This window comes from Streptomyces sp. NPDC020875, assembly GCF_040641415.1.
In the GTDB taxonomy this organism is placed as follows: Bacteria; Actinomycetota; Actinomycetes; order Streptomycetales; family Streptomycetaceae; genus Streptomyces.
Genome location: NZ_JBFADP010000055.1, coordinates 1 through 15,989 on the forward strand (window position 1 = coordinate 1; position 15,989 = coordinate 15,989).

The following is a 15,989-nucleotide window of genomic DNA, read 5'->3' on the forward strand; positions in this document are numbered from 1 at the left end:
CTCATTCCCACGACCCTGCTCACCGGCTGCGCCGCCGTCCTCCTCGCGGGGGTGCTGCTGCCACGTCAGGAGGAGGCCCTGGAGGCGGCGGCGGCCGCCGCGGCGGGGACCGGTCCCCGCCCCGCGCACGACCGGCGCGACGGCGCCCGGCTGGCCCTGCTCACCGGTGTCTTCAACCTGCTCTGGGCCACGGTCACCGTTCTGATGATCATCAGGCCCGGATCCACCACGGGAGCGTGAGAGCGCCGCAGCTCCCGTACCGGGATCGTCGCTCGGGGGACCGGCGGGGCGGTGGCCGAGGAGAGGAGCACCGGATCACCGGTCGGGCCCGCCCGACTCCCGCGGACTTCCCGCACCCCGGCCCCGCACGGGCCGGTCGCCCCATCCGGCCCGCGCGATCAGGTCGTACCAGTCGGGCAGCGCCCCCGGCGGCAGATGGCGGCGGACCAGTTGCCCCGGGAACGAGAGCGGAACGGCCGTGCGCGGATTCTCCAGACACCGGTCCACGATCGCGCCGGTCAGCGCGTACGCCAGATTCTCGCGCGGCAGTTCCCGGTGGACCCGGTCCGCGAAGCCCGGGGGCAGCAGGTCCCTGTCCTTCCCCAGGACGTCGGCGGCGATCCCGGCATGGCAGAGCATGACCTCCGGTCCCTTGCGGGCACCGATACCGTCGAAGGTGTGCAGCGCGACCGCGTCCCAGACGAGGGCGACCCGGTCCTTTGGCATTCCGCGCTCGCGCAGGAACCGGGCGGCCAGATCGGCGCCGGCGATCTCGAACCGATCGTCGCCGCTGTCACCGACGCCGAGGTCGTGCAGCACACTCGCCACGAACATCAGCTCGTCGTCGTAGTCGCCGCCCGCCGTCAGACCACGTGCCCCGCCGAGCGCCCGCCCGAACAGATAACCGCGCAGGCAGTGCCGGAAGACGACGGGATCGGTGTGTTCCCGGGCATGGTCCAGGGCCGCGACGGCCAGTTCAGTGCCCGGAAGCCCGAGACCGGCGTACGACAGGGGAGACGGAGTTGGCACAGCGATACGTCCTTACCGTGAAGTGCCCCGGGACCCGGCCGGGGCGAGGGACCGACACGCCGATCCTGTCGCCCGCGGCCACCCCTCGACAGTGGCCCGAATGACGGTATGCGCTAGGTTCTGGCCATGACTGTTGTGGCGATCCTGGCACTCGACGGCGTCGTACCGTTCGAGCTGTCCGTACCCGGGCAGATCTTCGGCACGGCCAACGAGGTCGCGGGCCGGAACCACTACGTGATACGTGTCTGCGCGCCCGGCCGGAGAGTGGCGACGGCCGACGGCTACGGAGGGCTCCGGCTCAGCACGCCCTGGGGGCTCGACGGTCTCACGGACGCCGATGTCGTCGTGGTCCCCGGCCATGCGAACTTCCTGGGCGAGCACCCCGCCCCCGTACTCACCGCCCTCCGTGCGGCGGCCGGACGCGGAGCCCGGATCGCGTCCGTCTGTGTCGGCGCTTTCACCCTGGCCGCCGCAGGGCTGCTGGACGGCCACCGCGCCACCACGCACTGGCACCACGCGGCCGAACTCGCCCGCCGTCACCCCGCCGTGCACGTCGACCGCGACAGTCTCTACATCGACAACGGAGCCCTGATCACTTCGGCGGGTGTCGCCGCCGCCCTCGACCTCTGCCTCCATCTGGTCCGCCGCGACCTGGGCGCCGCGCTCGCCGCCACCACGGCCCGTCACACGGTGATGCCGCTGCAGCGCGACGGCGGCCAGAGCCAGTACATCGAACACCCCGCCCCCGACGGCGCCGACACAACCATCCAACCCACCCTGAACTGGATGGAGGCCCATCTCCATCAGCAACTCACCCTCGACGACATCGCCCGCCGCGCCGCGATGAGTGTCCGCAGCCTCAACCGTCACTTCCGTGCACAGACCGGTACCACTCCGCTCCAATGGCTGCTACGGGCCCGGGTCCACCGCGCCCAGGAGCTGCTGGAGACCACACTCATGCCGGTGGAACGCATCGCCGACGAAGTCGGGTTCGGCTCGCCCGCCGCCTTCCGCCAGCACTTCGCCCGCCGGGCCGGGGTCTCGCCCCAGGCATACCGCGCCGCCTTCGGCGCCACCGCGCATCTCACGGCGACCGGGCGGGCCGGCTGATCTCACGGCGGCCCGCGACCGTCGAGCCCGATGCCCCGCCCCGGGCCGCCACCGCGAACTCAGCCGTCCCGCCGGTACACGGCGCGGGGGCCGACGGACGAGCCGCCCGCCCGGGCGACCCGCTCCCGCAGCCCCCGGTCCGCCGTCACCACCACACAGGGCCGCAGCCCCGACTCTGCGGCCACCAGCTCCGCGATCCGGTCGTCGCCGCTGCCGGGTGCCTCGTCGACCCGGACGCCCGGCACCGCGGCGACCCCGCGGGCCGCGCCCTCCACGACCAGCACCACCTCCAGCGGCCCCGGACGGCCCGCCACGCCCTCGGCGGCGTACCGGACCAGCCGGTCCCGCAGCCGTTCGGCGGCGCCGCGCCGGTCGCGCCACCAGCCGTCGGGCACCGAACCCACGACATTCGCGCCGTCGACGATCAGCAGAGTCACCATGCGGGTCCCATCGGGATCGGGAAAGGGGCCGTACGGAGAGTCTCCGTACGGCCCCTTGGTACACCACGTCAGGCGGGGACGCTCGCCACTCCCGGAGCCAGGAACGGCTTGCCGTTGACCCGCTCGGAGACGCCCGCGCGGTCCAGATACGGGGTGATACCGCCCAGGTGGAACGGCCAGCCCGCACCCGTGATCAGACACAGGTCGACGTCCTGCGCCTCGGCCACCACGCCCTCGTCGAGCATCAGCCCGATCTCCTGGGCGACGGCCGCCAGCACCCGGTCCCGTACCTGCTCCTCGGTCAGCACCGAGTCGCCCTGCACCAGCAGCGCCGCGACCTCCGGGTCCAGCTCCGGCTTCCCGGAGTCGTAGACGTAGAAGCCCCGCTTGCCCGCCGCGACCACGGCCGCCAGGTTCGGCGAGACCGTGAAGCGGTCCGGGAACGCGCGGTTCAGGGTCTCGGAGACATGCAGCCCGATCGCCGGGCCGACCAGCTCCAGCAGGACCAGCGGCGACATCGGCAGACCCAGCGGCTCCACCGCCTTCTCGGCGACCGGGACCGGGGTGCCCTCGTCGATCACATTCTGGATCTCGCCCATGAAGCGGGTCAGGATCCGGTTGACCACGAACGCCGGGGCGTCCTTGACCAGGACGGCCGTCTTCCTCAGCTGCTTCGCCACCGCGAACGCGGTCGCCAGCGACGCGTCGTCCGTCCGCTCACCGCGGACGATCTCCAGCAGCGGCAGGATCGCCACCGGGTTGAAGAAGTGGAAGCCGACGACCCGCTCCGGGTGCTTCAGCTCGGCCGCCATCTCGGAGACCGAGAGGGAGGAGGTGTTGGTCGCCAGGATCGCGTGGGCCGGGGCGACCGCCTCCACCTCCGCGAAGACCTGCCGCTTGACGCCCATCTCCTCGAAGACGGCCTCGATCACGAAGTCCGCGTCGGCGAAACCTTCCGCCTTGTCGAGGACACCGGTCACCAGGGCCTTCAGCCGGTTGGCCTTGTCCTGGTTGATCCGGCCCTTGCCGAGCAGCTTCTCGATCTCGGCATGGACATACCCCACACCCTTGTCGATCCGCTCCTGGTCGATGTCGGTCAGCACGACCGGCACCTCCAGACGGCGCAGGAACAGCAGCGCCAGCTGCGACGCCATCAGACCGGCACCCACCACACCGACCTTGGTGACCGGCCGGGCCAGGGACTTGTCCGGCGCGCCCACCGGGCGCTTGCCCCGCTTCTGCACCAGATTGAAGGCGTAGAGACCGCTGCGCAGCTCACCGCCCATGATCAGATCGGCCAGCGCCCGGTCCTCGGCGTCGAACCCGGCCTGGACGTCGCCGTCCTTCGCGGCGGCCAGGATGTCCAGCGCGCGATACGCGGCGGGGGCGGCGCCGTGCACCTTGGCGTCGGCGATCGCCCGGCCCTTGGCCACGGCCGCGTCCCACGCCTCGCCCCGGTCGACCTCGGCGCGCTCCACCACGGTGTCGCCCTTGAGCACCGAAGCCGTCCAGAGCAGCGACTGCTCCAGGAAGTCGGCCCCGTCGAAGATCGCGTCGGCGATCCCCAGCTCGAAGACCTGCGGGCCCTTCAGCTGCCGGTTCTGGTTGAGCGCGTTCTCGATGATCACCTTCACCGCGCGGTCGGCGCCGATCAGATTCGGCAGCAGCGCGCAGCCGCCCCAGCCGGGCACCAGACCGAGGAAGACCTCGGGCAGCGAGAAGGCCGGGATCGCCCGGGAGACCGTACGGTACGAACAGTGCAGACCGACCTCGACACCGCCGCCCATCGCCGCGCCGTTGTAGTAGGCGAAGGTGGGGACGGCGAGCCCGGCGAGCCGCTTGAAGACGTCGTGGCCGCTCTTCCCGATCGCCAGCGCGTCCTCGTGGCGGCGCAGCAGCTCGACACCCTTGAGGTCGGCGCCGACGGCGAAGATGAACGGCTTGCCGGTCAGCCCGGCACCGACGATGGAACCCGCCGCCGCCTCGGCCTCGACCTGGTCGATCGCCGCGTCCAGATTGGCCAGCGACCGGGGACCGAAGGTGGTCGGCTTGGTGTGGTCCAGCCCGTTGTCCAGGGTGATCAGGGCGAACCGCCCGGCGCCGTACGGCAGCTCCAGATGGCGTACGTGCGCGCTGGTGACGACCTCGTCCGGGAACAACTCGGCCGCGCCCTTCAACAGTTCGGCGGTGGTGCTCACTTGTCCCCCTCGAAGTGCGGGTTCTCCCAGATGACGGTCGCGCCCATGCCGAAGCCGACGCACATGGTGGTGAGGCCGTAACGGACCTCGGGCCGCTCCTCGAACTGCCGGGCCAGCTGCGTCATCAGCCGGACACCGGAAGAGGCCAGCGGGTGCCCGAACGCGATCGCGCCGCCGTACTGGTTGACCCTCGGATCGTCGTCGGCGATGCCGTAGTGCTCCAGAAACGCCAGTACCTGGACCGCGAACGCCTCATTGATCTCGAAGAGACCGATGTCCTCGATCGACAGACCCGCCTGGGCCAGCGCCTTCTCGGTGGCCGGGATCGGGCCGTAGCCCATTACCTCCGGCTCCACCCCGGCGAAGGAGTACGCCACCAGACGCATCCTCACCGGCAGCCCGTGCTCCCGGGCGAAGTCCTCCGACGCGACGATCGCGGCGGTGGCACCGTCGTTGAGCCCGGCGGCGTTGCCCGCGGTGACCCGGCCGTGGGTCCGGAACGGGGTCTTCAGCCCGGCCAGGTTCTCCAGGGTCGTCCCCGGACGCATCGGCTCGTCCTCGGTCGCCAGCCCCCAGCCGGTCTCCCCGCCCTCGGGGCTGGTCCGGCGGATCGCGATCGGCACCAGATCCTGCTGGATCTTCCCGTCCGCGTACGCCTTGGCCGCCTTCTCCTGCGACCGTACGGCGTACTCGTCGGCCCGCCGCTTGGTGATCGACGGGTAGCGGTCGTGCAGGTTCTCCGCCGTCATCCCCATGAAGAGGGCGGACTCGTCCACCAGCTTCTCCGAGACGAACCGCGGATTGGGGTCGACGCCCTCACCCATCGGATGCCGCCCCATGTGCTCCACACCGCCCGCGATGACGGCATCGTACGCGCCGAAGGCGATCGACCCGGCGGTCGTCGTCACCGCGGTCAGCGCCCCCGCGCACATCCGGTCCACCGAATACCCCGGCACGGACGCCGGCAGCCCGGCGAGGATCCCCGCGGTCCGGCCGATCGTCAGACCCTGGTCACCGATCTGCGTCGTGGCCGCGATGGCGACCTCGTCGACCTTCGCCGGATCGAGGGCGGGATTCCGGCGCAGCAGCTCCCGGATGGCCTTCACGACCAGGTCGTCGGCGCGGGTCTCGTGGTAAATGCCCTTGGGGCCCGCCTTGCCGAACGGGGTGCGGACGCCGTCGACGAAGACGACGTCCCTGAGGCTACGAGGCACGATGGCTCTCCTCCAGGTGCGGGATGGCACTGCTGCGGGGCGCGCGACTGAGCGTGCGCTTGGGCCCCATGCTACTTGCGGGTAACTCAAGTGCCCAGCCCCTGCCCTGCGAGCGGCGTCACATTCCCCCGAAGCGCCGACGGCCTGCGGCCCGCCTGTGGTTGTTCGCGCGGTTTCTGCCCCCCTGTGGCTTCGGCGGTGGGGGACCCCCAGCGCCCTTGGCCCTCCGGGTGGGACCCGCCACTACCGGGCCGCGCCCGGCGCCCTGGTGTTGTTTGCGGTCTGCGGACCGTGGCTGGCTTGTCGCGCGGTTCTGCCCCCTATGCCTTCGGCAATGGGGGACCCCCAGCGCCACCTGGTGGCTTTCCCGACCGTCCTCGGGACGAGTGACGCCCTCCGGGCGGGATGGGTAGTGCTTCCTCCGGAGGAGTTTCGACCGCGCGCTGTCGTGGGCTTGTCGCGCAGTTCCCCGCGCCCCTAAGTGCTCTCCCCCTCGCCGCCCCTGTGGAGGAGACGGGCCCTTCTTGGGGGCGCGGGGAACTGCGCGACAAGCCACCCACCCAGACGCGGGAGGACCGACAACACCAGGCCGCACCCATCCCCTCCCCGGGACGGGCTCCGGCCCCAGGAGACAAGACCAGTCGGCGTGGTCGGGGGGTGCAGGGTCGCCCCCGCAACGGATGGCGGAAAAGAGACGGGTCTGCCTCCCAGGAAACCCCACTTCCGCCGTCCGTGAGGAGGTGAGCCCGGAGGCCACCGACCCTCCCGCCACAAGACAAGACCGCCCGCATACCGCTGGAGCAACGGTCACAACTTCAACAGCCCCTTGGGGGTCCCCCCAAAGGCAGCTTTGGGGGAGCCTGAGGCGCGAAGACCCCCGCACGCAACGGGGAGCCCCACACCAGGCGCCCGGGGCGCGAGCCGCGAACGGCCCCGCACGCCGCGGGAAACCCCGCACCAGGCGGGGACCCCACAGCGGGAGGCGTTCGTCAGGGCGAGGTGAGCGCCGTGGTGAGCGGAGGAGTGACCAGCGTCGTCTGCCAGGGCCGCGCGCCCAGTGCCGTCAACGCCGCCGCGACCGTCTCCGGGGTGATCTCCCGCGGCGGCTCCCAGCAGACCCGCCGTACCGTGTCCGGTGAGATCAGGTTCTCCTGCGGCAGGTTCAGTTCCTCGGCCAGCGCCGTGATCGCGGTGCGCGCGGCGGAGAGCCGGGCGGCCGCCGCCGGGTCCTTGTCGGCCCAGGCCCTCGGCGGCGGGGGGCCCGCGAGCTGCTGGCCGGGCTGCGGGAGTTCGGAGTCGGGGAGGGCGCGGGCCCGGTCGACGGCGGACTGCCACTGTTCGAGCTGGCGTCGGCTCATCCGGCTGCCGAAGCCCGCGACCCCGGCGAGGGCGTGGGCGTTCGGCGGCAGGGCGAGTGCCGCTTCGACGATGGCGGCGTCGCCGAGGACCTTGCCGGGGGATACGTCGCGTCGCTGGGCGATCCGGTCCCGGGTGTTCCAGAGTTCCCGTACGACGGCCATCTGGCGGCGGCGCCGTACCTTGTGCATTCCGGAGGTCCGGCGCCAGGGGTCCTTGCGCGGCGGGGGCGGCGGTGCCGTGGCGATGGCGTGGAATTCCTGGTGGGCCCAGTCGAGCTTGCCCTGCCGGTCGAGTTCTTTCTCCAGGGCGTCGCGGAGGTCGATCAGCAGTTCGACGTCGAGGGCGGCGTACCGCAGCCAGGGCTCGGGGAGCGGCCGGGTGGACCAGTCGACGGCGGAGTGGCCCTTCTCCAGGGCGTACCCGAGGACGGATTCGACCATGGCGCCGAGTCCGACCCGGGGGAATCCGGCGAGCCGGCCCGCCAGCTCGGTGTCGAAGAGGCTGGTGGGGACCATGCCTATCTCGCGCAGGCAGGGCAGGTCCTGGGTGGCGGCGTGCAGGATCCACTCGGTGCCGGAGAGTGCCGTGCCGAGTACGGAGAGGTCGGGGCAGCCGACGGGGTCGATCAGGGCGCTGCCCGCGCCTTCGCGGCGCAGCTGGACGAGGTAGGCCCGCTGTCCGTAGCGGTAGCCGGACGCCCGCTCGGCGTCGACGGCGACGGGGCCCGTCCCGGCCGAGAACGCGGCCACGACGGCCGCGAGCGCGTCGGCGTCGGCGACCACCGGGGGGATGCCCTCGCGGGGCTCCAGCAAGGGGGTGGGCGTCTCTCGGGGGTCTTGCTCGGCTGCGACGCCGGCGTCCGGGGGAGCGCCCCCGGCGGTTCGCAGTGCGGTCTCTGCTGCGGGGTTATGGGCGTCGGTCACGTGTCAAGGGTATCCGTGAACGCGGCGAGCCTGTCGCCGGAAACGATCCGTCGACAGGCGCGCGCGGGAGTGAAGGGGTCAGTGGATGATGCCCGTGCGCAGGGCGACCGCCACCATGCCCGCCCGGTCGCCGGTGCCGAGCTTGCGGGCGATCCGGGCCAGGTGGCTTTTGACGGTGAGGGCGGACAGGCCCATGGAGACGCCGATGGCCTTGTTCGACTGGCCCTCCGCAACCAGCCGCAGGACCTCGACCTCGCGGCCGGACAGTTCGCGGTAGCCCCCGGGGTGGCTGGGGGCGCCCGGCGGGCGGCGGTGCCCGAGCCTGGCGGCGGCGGCGCCGATGGGCGCTGCCCCGGGCCGGGTGGGGTGGCCGATGTTGGTCCGGGTGCCGGTGACGACGTAGCCCTTGACGCCACCCGCGAGGGCGTTGCGTACGGCGCCGATGTCGTCGGCGGCGGAGAGCGCGAGGCCGTTGGGCCAGCCCGCGGCGCGGGTCTCGGAGAGCAGGGTGAGGCCGGAGCCGTCGGGCAGGTGGACGTCGGCGACGCAGATGTCGCGGGGGTTGCCGATCCGGGGGCGGGCCTCGGCGATGGACGACGCCTCGATGACGTCCCGGACTCCGAGCGCCCACAGGTGGCGGGTGACGGTGGACCGGACGCGGGGGTCGGCCACCACGACCATCGCGGTCGGCTTGTTCGGACGGTAGGCGACCAGGCTGGCGGGCTGCTCGAGAAGGACGGACACCGGGCTCCTCCTGGGGGGAAGGTGCAGGGACGGGGCCGGCTCGGGGATATAGCCGGGGCGTTCCGTGAAGTTAGGGTCATTGACCTCTTCGGCAGCCCGTCCGGTGTCCTTTAGGAAATGATCACGATCCAGTGAGTAAATTGGTGCAATTCGGACGGGCGTCCGATCGTGAACGGGGGCGATGCGCCGTGGCCTCCGGCGCGCCGCGTGCGGGCTGCGCCCGGCGATCGGGTGTTGTCGGAGGTCTGTGGCTCGTCGCGCAGTCCGGCCCTCTCCGGCTGAACGCCATACCCCGGAGCCTGTGGGGGCTCGCCCTCCCATGCCGACCGCGCGCCGTCTGTGGCTTGTCGCGCAGTTCCGCCCCCTATGCCTTCGGCAATGGGGGGACCCCCAGCGCCTTGGCCCTCCACCTGAACGCCTCACCCCGGAGCCTGTGGGCGGTCCCCACCCACCATTGCCGACCGCGCCACCGTCGTGGTTGTTCGCGCAGTTCCCCGCGCCCCTGAATGCCCTCCCGGGCATCGCCCCCGGGAACGGGGCCCGGCTCTCCGCAAGGGCGGCGAGGAGGGCAACCCAGGGGCGCGGGGAACTGCGCGACCAGCCGCGCACGGTCCGCAGACCGCCAACGGCCCGGGGTCGCAGAGCGGAGCCCGGGTTGTCGGGCGATGCCGGGAGGGGCAAGGCGCTGCGGCCCCCGGGCAAGGCGCGTCAGCGGTGCTGGGGTCCCCGGCGCTGGGGGAGCGTCACCACGCCCGTGACCGTCTCCGCCCCGCCCACCGGCACCGGCGGCAGGCCCGCGATCTGGCAGAGCAGGTCGCACCAGGCCGCCAGGTGCGCCCGGGTGTCCGGTACGCCGCCCGTGCCCTCGCGGGGGGTCCAGGACGCCCGGATCTCGATCTGGGTCGCGGGGCGGCGCTCGGAGAGTCCGCCGAAGTAGTGGGATCCGGCCCGGGTGACGGTGCCGCTGGGTTCCCCGTACGAGAGGCCCCGCGCGTCGAGCGCGCCCGTCAGCCACGACCAGCAGACCTCGGGGAGCAGCGGGTCCGCCGCCATCTCCGGTTCGAGTTCGGCCCGGACGAGTGTGACCAGGCGGAACGTGCCCTGCCAGGCGTCGTGGCCCGCCGGGTCGTGGAGCAGGACCAGCCGGCCGTCGGCCAGGTCGTCGCCGTCGTCCACGACGGCCGCCTCCAGGGCGTAGGCGTGCGGGGCGAGCCGCTGCGGGGGCCGGGCGGGGTCCACCTCGATCTCCGGGCGCGGCCGGGCCGCCCGCAGTGCCTCGACGGCGAGCCGGAACGCCCGCGGGACGGTGTCGTCCTCCGCGCCGTCCCCGGTCCCCGCGCCGTCCGGATGTGAATGTTCAGCATGATCGGAAAAACGTCCCTGAGCCGCAGCCATGCGGGGAAGACTAGGCGGAACGCGGCCCCCTCGCAGGGAAGGACACCCGGCGGGGCCGCCGGTTTTCCGGGCCGTGCGAAGATTTGGGGCGTGAGCGCCAACGACCGCCCCTCGGGCCAGCCGCCGAAGACGTACGATTCCGCCTTTCTGAGGGCCTGCCGCCGGGAGCCGGTGCCGCACACCCCCGTCTGGTTCATGCGGCAGGCGGGGCGGTCCCTGCCCGAGTATCTGAAGCTCCGTGAGGGCATTCCGATGCTGGAGTCCTGCATGCGGCCCGAGCTGGTCAAGGAGATCACTCTCCAGCCGGTGCGGCGGCACGGCGTCGACGCGGCGATCTACTTCAGCGACATCGTGGTCCCCCTGAAGGCGATCGGGATCGATCTCGACATCAAGCCCGGGGTGGGCCCGGTCGTCGCCGAGCCGATCCGGACCCGGGCCGATCTGGCCCGGCTGCGCGATCTGACGCCGGACGACGTGGCGTATGTCACGGAGGCCATCGGGCTGCTCACCGAGGAACTGGGCGGCACGCCGCTGATCGGTTTCGCGGGCGCCCCGTTCACCCTCGCCAGCTATCTCGTCGAGGGCGGCCCGTCCCGGAACCACGAGCACACCAAGGCGCTGATGTACGGCGACCCGGAGCTGTGGGCGGAGCTGCTGGACCGGCTCGCGGAGATCACCTCCGCCTTCCTGAAGGTCCAGATCGAGGCCGGGGCGAGCGCCGTCCAGCTCTTCGACTCCTGGGTCGGCGCGCTGGCCCCCGCCGACTACCGCCGTTCGGTCATGCCCGCTTCCGCGAAGGTCTTCGACGCGGTCGCCGGTTACGGGGTGCCCCGGATCCACTTCGGTGTCGGTACGGGCGAACTGCTCGGCCTGCTCGGCGAGGCCGGGGCGGATGTCGTCGGGGTCGACTGGCGCGTCCCCCTCGACGAGGCGGCCCGCCGGGTCGGCCCCGGCAAGGCGCTCCAGGGCAATCTGGACCCCGCCGTGCTGTTCGCCCCGCGCGAGGCCGTCGAGACGAAGGCCCGGGAGGTGCTGGCCGCCGCGGAGGGGCTGGAGGGCCATGTCTTCAACCTGGGCCACGGGGTGCTGCCCACCACGGACCCGGACGCGCTGACCCGGCTGGTGGAGTTCGTCCACACCCAGACCGCCCGCTGACCGCCCCCGGCCAGGGGACGCGAGGACCGGCCGGTACGGGGACGCCCCGTACCGGCCGTACGCCTTACCGGGACTCCACGGCCCGGACCGCCTTGCGGGCCGCGACCAGGACCGGGTCCCAGACGGGCGAGAACGGCGGGGCGTACCCCAGGTCGAGCTGGGTCATCCGCTCGACCGTCATTCCGGCGGTCAGGGCCACGGCCGCCACGTCGACCCGTTTCGCGGCGCCGTCACGGCCCACGATCTGGAGCCCCAGCAGCCGTCCCGAACCGCGTTCCGCCAGGATCTTCACGGTCATGGGGGCGGCGCCCGGGTAGTACCCGGCCCGGCTGGTGGACTCGACGGTCGCCGTGACGTACTGGAGCCCGACCGCCTTCGCGTCCTTCTCCCGCAGTCCGGTCCTGGCGATCTCCAGATCGCAGACCTTGCTGACGGCCGTGCCCACGACGCCGGGGAACGTGCCGTAGCCGCCGCCGATGTTCGCGCCGATGATCTGGCCGTGCTTGTTGGCGTGGGTGCCGAGCGGGATGTGCCGCTCCCGGCCGGAGACCAGGTCCAGCACCTCGACGCAGTCGCCGCCCGCCCAGATCGCGTCCTCGCCCCGGACCCGCATCGACAGATCGGTCAGCAGTCCGCCGTACGCCCCGGTCGGCAGCCCCGCCGCCCGGGCCAGCGCCGTCTCCGGCTCCACCCCGATGCCGAGGACCACCACATCCGCCGGATACTCGGCGTCCGCCGTCGCCACCGCCCGGACCCGGCCGTCGGCGCCGGTCAGGACCTCGGTGACCTCGGCCCCGTTGACCGTGGTGATGCCGAGGCCGTCCATCGCCTCGTGCACCAGCCGCCCCATGTCGGGGTCGAGGGTGGCCATCGGCTGCTCGCCCCGGTTGAGCACGGTGACGTCGAAGCCGCGCAGCAGCATGGCCTCCGCCATCTCCACCCCGATATAGCCCGCGCCCACCACCACCGCGCGCCGTGACCGGCCGCCTTCGCCGGGGCCGAGGGCGCGCAGGGTGTCGAGGAGGGCCTGGCCGTCGCCGAGGTTCTGGACGCCGTGGACCCCGGGCGCCTCGATCCCGGGGATCGGCGGCCGGACCGGCCGCGCCCCGGTGGCGATCACCAGCCGGTCCCAGCCGGTCCAGGACTCCGTACCGTCGTCGAGGTCCCGGGTCCTGACCCGGCCCCGGTCGGTGTCGATCTCGGTGACCTCGGTCCGCGTCCGCAGCTCGATCGCCCGGGCCCGGTGCTCCTCGGGCGTTCTGGCGATCAGTTCGTCGCGTTCCCCGACCTGCCCCCCGATCCAGTACGGGATCCCGCACGCCGAGTAGGAGGTGAACCGGCCGCGCTCGAAGGCGACGATCTCCAGCTCCTGCGGCGGGCGGAACCTGCGCGCCTGCGACGCGGCGGACATACCCGCCGCGTCGCCCCCGATGACCACCAGTCGTTCCGTTGTCATGGGCCACACGCTACGCGGGGGTCCGGCCGGACCCGGCGGCCCCGTGCCCGTCGGGTCCGGCCGGACCGGTCACGGGCGGGCCGTGGTGCCGGGATCTCCCGGAACCTCCTGATCCGGGCCGGTAGCGGCGCCCTTCGGTCCGGCCTGATCACCGGCCCGGCCACCGGCGGGACCGGCCGCGGCCCGGGACTCCGTACCGCCGTCGACCCCGGCCGACCCGTCGCCGCCGCCGCCGTCCCGGTCCGGGCCCGCGGCCCAGTACGTGGCGCTCCTCCTGGGCACGGCCCCGCGCCGCAGGGCACGCCGCCGCAGCGCCCACCAGATCGCGGCGCCCAGCCCCAGCGGCAGCAGGAACGGCAGTACGGCCCCGATCACGACCGCCGTCCAGCGGACCGTGGACACCAGCGCGTCCCAGCCGCCTTCCACCGCGTCCCCGACGCCCGGACCGTCGTCGTCCTTCGGCTCCGCCGGCCGCTCCTTCGGCGCCCGGTAGTCGAGCGTGATCGTCGACATCGCCGACCGGTTCCGCAGCGACGACCGCTGGGCCAGCAGTGACTCCAGATCGGCCTGCCTGCGGCCCAGTTCGGACTCCAGTGTCACGATGTCCGACAGCTTCTCCGCCCGGTCCATCAGCTCCCGGACCCGGGCCACGCTCGCCCGCTGGCTGGCGATCCGGCTCTCCACGTCCACGACCTGGTCGGTGACGTCCTTGGCGTCCGTCTTGCGGGAGAGGACCTTGCCGCCGCGCGCCAGCGCCGTGAGGGTGGCCTCGTACCGCTCCTGCGGTACCCGGATCGTCAGCACCGACCCGCCGGACGCGATATCGCCATCGCCGGTCGTCCTGGTGGGGTCGGGCTCCCGGGCGAACCCCGAGGACTCCTCGCCGACGTAGCCGCCCTGCGCCGCCGTGATCCGGCGGGCCTCGGCGACCGCCTTCGCCACATCGGCGACCTCGATCCGCAGTTCGGCGGTTCTGATCACATGGACCGCCGCCGCCGGGAGCGGTTTGCTCGTACCGCTCGCGTTCGCCCCGCCGGTGCCCGGTGTCGAGGCGGGCGGTGCCGCCTTCCTGGTGCCGGTCTCCCGGTCCGCCTGCTCACCGGTGTCCGGTTCCCGCGCGGTGTCCCCGGCTCCCGCGCCGTCGTCCGGGGCCGCCCTGTCCCCGTCGGTTTTGGTGCCCGCCTGCGCCGCTTCCGACGACGCCTTGTCGCCGTCGCCGCCCGCACTGCAGCCCGCCAGGGTCAGCCCCCCGGCCAGTACGAGCGCCGCCCAGGCCCGCCGGGTCCTCGCAGCACGCATCTCCGTCACCCCCCTCGGCGCGGTACCGGTCGCCGGTGCCGCGCGCGGTGTTCTCGGTCGTCCGTCGTCACTTGGACGCACCGGAGCCGCGTACCGTTTGCCGCGCGCGGTTCCGAACCGGTCACGTTCGGGACTCGGAACGGCGTTTGAGAGAGTGGGGACATGGATTCAGCGCACTCCGGCGCAGTCGCCGACCCCGACCCACGTCCCACCGCCGACCGCGGCACCGCCCCGGGAGGCCCCCCGGGCCGTGCCGTCGTCGTCGGCGGCGGTATCTCCGGCCTCGCCGCCGCACACCGGCTGACCGCCGAGGGCTGGCGGGTGACCCTGCTGGAGGCCGCCGCCCGGGTCGGCGGCAAACTCCACGCGGGCGAGCTCGCGGGCGTCCCCGTCGACCTGGGCGCCGAGTCCGTGCTCGCCCGCCGCCCCGAGGCCGTCGAACTGGCCCGGGCCGTGGGACTCGGCGACCGGCTCCAGCCGCCCGCCACCGCCACCGCCGCAGTCTGGACCGCGGGAGCCCTGCGGCCGATGCCCAAGGGCCATGTGATGGGCGTCCCGGCCGGCTCCGCGTCCCTCGCCGGACTGCTCAGCGCCGAGGGTCTGGCCCGGATCGACCGCGAGCGGGAATTGCCCCCCGCCGACCTCGGCGAGGACGTCGCCGTCGGCCGCTACGTCGCCGACCGCCTCGGCCCCGAGGTCGTGGACCGGCTGGTGGAGCCGCTGCTCGGCGGGGTCTACGCGGGGGACGCGTACCGGATCTCGATGCGCGCCGCCGTACCCCGGCTGTTCGACTTCGCCCGCCGTACCCCGTCCCTGCTGGACGCCGTGCGCGCCGTCCAGGACGAGGCCCGGGACCGGCGGCAGGACGGGCCCGTCTTCCTCGGCGTCGACGGCGGGGTCGGCACACTGGCCACCGCCGTCGCCGACGCCGTCCGCGCGGCCGGCGGCGAACTGCGGACCGGTACCCGCGCCCTCGGCCTGGCCAGGACCGCCGACGGCTGGCGGGTCCGTACCGACCGTGACGAGACGCTCACCGCCGACGCGGTCGTCCTCGCCACCCCCGCCTGGTCGACCGCCGAACTGCTGGCCGCCGAGTGCCCGGCCGCCGCGGCCGAGATCGGCCGGATCGAGTACGCCTCCATGGCCCTGATCACCCTCGCCTTCCGCCGGGCCGACGTCGAGGGCGTCCTGCCCGGCGGCAGCGGCTTCCTCGTCCCCTCCGCCGACGCCCCCACCATCAAGGCGTCCACCTTCTCGTCCCGCAAGTGGCGCTGGGTGGACGAGGCGTCCGCCGCCGACGGCCTCTTTCTGCTCCGTACCTCCGTCGGCCGCTACGGCGACGAGGACCACATCCACCGCGAGGACGGCGAACTCGTCGACGTCTCCCTGCGCGACCTCGGCACCGTCACCGGGCTCGCCGCCCGGCCCGTGGCGAGCACCGTGACCCGCTGGATCGGCGGACTGCCGCAGTACCCGGTGGGCCATCCCGCCCGGACCGCCCGGATCCGTGCCGAGATCGCGAAACTCCCCGGCCTGGAGCTGTGCGGAGCCGCCTACGACGGCGTCGGCATCCCCGCCTGCATCGCCGACGGACGGCGCGCCGCCGACGCGATCACCGCGATGCCGACCCGGGCGCGGGCCGCCGGTGAGGACGCGGGACAATAGCC

General features: G+C 73.3%; 12 protein-coding genes and 1 pseudogene. 4 read left to right on the forward strand and 9 right to left on the reverse strand.

Annotation, left to right across the window (positions count from 1 at the left end; genetic code table 11):
* Window positions 1-240 (forward strand): annotated as a pseudogene (locus AB0G74_RS27095) (hypothetical protein); the annotation flags it as partial.
* 75 nt (window positions 241-315) lie between these two features.
* On the opposite strand, the gene AB0G74_RS27100 reads toward AB0G74_RS27095, so the two are convergent.
* Entirely contained in the window at window positions 316-1,029 is a 714-nt protein-coding gene (locus tag AB0G74_RS27100; RefSeq protein WP_361151134.1) for an HD domain-containing protein, read from the reverse strand.
* Between the two features lie 126 nt (window positions 1,030-1,155).
* Here AB0G74_RS27100 and AB0G74_RS27105 point away from each other — a divergent pair, with 126 nt between their 5' ends.
* Entirely contained in the window at window positions 1,156-2,139 is a 984-nt protein-coding gene (locus tag AB0G74_RS27105; protein ID WP_361151137.1) for a helix-turn-helix domain-containing protein, read from the forward strand.
* A gap of 59 nt (window positions 2,140-2,198) precedes the next feature.
* On the opposite strand, the gene AB0G74_RS27110 is transcribed toward AB0G74_RS27105, so the two are convergent.
* The 6 genes from AB0G74_RS27110 to AB0G74_RS27135 all read right to left on the reverse strand — a co-directional run bounded on the left by AB0G74_RS27110 (window position 2,199) and on the right by AB0G74_RS27135 (window position 10,412).
* Complete coding sequence (locus AB0G74_RS27110) at window positions 2,199-2,579, reverse strand: NTP pyrophosphohydrolase (protein ID WP_361151140.1); 381 nt, start codon at window positions 2,577-2,579, stop codon at window positions 2,199-2,201.
* A gap of 68 nt (window positions 2,580-2,647) precedes the next feature.
* Window positions 2,648-4,777 carry a 3-hydroxyacyl-CoA dehydrogenase NAD-binding domain-containing protein gene (locus tag AB0G74_RS27115; RefSeq protein ID WP_361151143.1) on the reverse strand — a complete coding sequence of 710 codons (2,130 nt, stop codon included), beginning with the start codon at window positions 4,775-4,777 and terminating at the stop codon, window positions 2,648-2,650.
* On the reverse strand, window positions 4,774-5,991 hold the full coding sequence (locus AB0G74_RS27120) for an acetyl-CoA C-acyltransferase (RefSeq protein WP_361151146.1): 1,218 nt from the start codon (window positions 5,989-5,991) through the stop codon (window positions 4,774-4,776). Before AB0G74_RS27120 ends, AB0G74_RS27115 begins: the two co-directional genes overlap by 4 nt.
* A gap of 989 nt (window positions 5,992-6,980) precedes the next feature.
* The gene (locus AB0G74_RS27125; protein ID WP_361151149.1) at window positions 6,981-8,273 is read right to left on the reverse strand and encodes a ribonuclease D; all 1,293 of its coding nucleotides are present in this window, start codon (window positions 8,271-8,273) and stop codon (window positions 6,981-6,983) included.
* 78 nt (window positions 8,274-8,351) lie between these two features.
* On the reverse strand, window positions 8,352-9,017 hold the full coding sequence (locus tag AB0G74_RS27130) for a response regulator transcription factor (protein ID WP_006345827.1): 666 nt from the start codon (window positions 9,015-9,017) through the stop codon (window positions 8,352-8,354).
* Between the two features lie 708 nt (window positions 9,018-9,725).
* Window positions 9,726-10,412, reverse strand: coding sequence for a DUF3000 domain-containing protein (locus tag AB0G74_RS27135; protein WP_361151153.1), 687 nt, complete (start codon window positions 10,410-10,412; stop codon window positions 9,726-9,728).
* 90 nt (window positions 10,413-10,502) lie between these two features.
* On the opposite strand from AB0G74_RS27135, the gene hemE reads away from it, so the two are divergent.
* Window positions 10,503-11,567, forward strand: coding sequence for a uroporphyrinogen decarboxylase (gene hemE, locus AB0G74_RS27140; RefSeq protein ID WP_361151156.1), 1,065 nt, complete (start codon window positions 10,503-10,505; stop codon window positions 11,565-11,567).
* A gap of 64 nt (window positions 11,568-11,631) precedes the next feature.
* On the opposite strand, the gene AB0G74_RS27145 is transcribed toward hemE, so the two are convergent.
* A complete protein-coding gene (locus AB0G74_RS27145) occupies window positions 11,632-13,023 on the reverse strand; it encodes an FAD-dependent oxidoreductase (RefSeq protein WP_361151159.1) in 1,392 nt (463 codons plus the stop codon).
* A gap of 69 nt (window positions 13,024-13,092) precedes the next feature.
* On the reverse strand, window positions 13,093-14,322 hold the full coding sequence (locus tag AB0G74_RS27150; RefSeq protein WP_361151162.1) for a DUF4349 domain-containing protein: 1,230 nt from the start codon (window positions 14,320-14,322) through the stop codon (window positions 13,093-13,095).
* Window positions 14,323-14,484: 162 nt separating this feature from the next.
* Here AB0G74_RS27150 and hemG point away from each other — a divergent pair, with 162 nt between their 5' ends.
* Window positions 14,485-15,987 (forward strand): protoporphyrinogen oxidase, encoded by a 1,503-nt coding sequence (gene hemG, locus AB0G74_RS27155; RefSeq protein ID WP_361151165.1) that lies wholly within the window; start codon window positions 14,485-14,487, stop codon window positions 15,985-15,987.
* Window positions 15,988-15,989 lie beyond the last annotated feature (2 nt).

Bases quoted from the DNA above. Each gene is read 5' to 3' on its own strand.
- AB0G74_RS27105 (WP_361151137.1), top strand. From the start codon at position 1,156: ATGACTGTTGTGGCGATCCTGGCACTCGACGGCGTCGTACCGTTCGAG.
- AB0G74_RS27110 (WP_361151140.1), bottom strand. From the start codon at position 2,579: ATGGTGACTCTGCTGATCGTCGACGGCGCGAATGTCGTGGGTTCGGTG.
- AB0G74_RS27135 (WP_361151153.1), bottom strand. From the start codon at position 10,412: ATGGCTGCGGCTCAGGGACGTTTTTCCGATCATGCTGAACATTCACAT.
- AB0G74_RS27145 (WP_361151159.1), bottom strand. From the start codon at position 13,023: ATGACAACGGAACGACTGGTGGTCATCGGGGGCGACGCGGCGGGTATG.
- AB0G74_RS27150 (WP_361151162.1), bottom strand. From the start codon at position 14,322: ATGCGTGCTGCGAGGACCCGGCGGGCCTGGGCGGCGCTCGTACTGGCC.
- hemG (WP_361151165.1), top strand. From the start codon at position 14,485: ATGGATTCAGCGCACTCCGGCGCAGTCGCCGACCCCGACCCACGTCCC.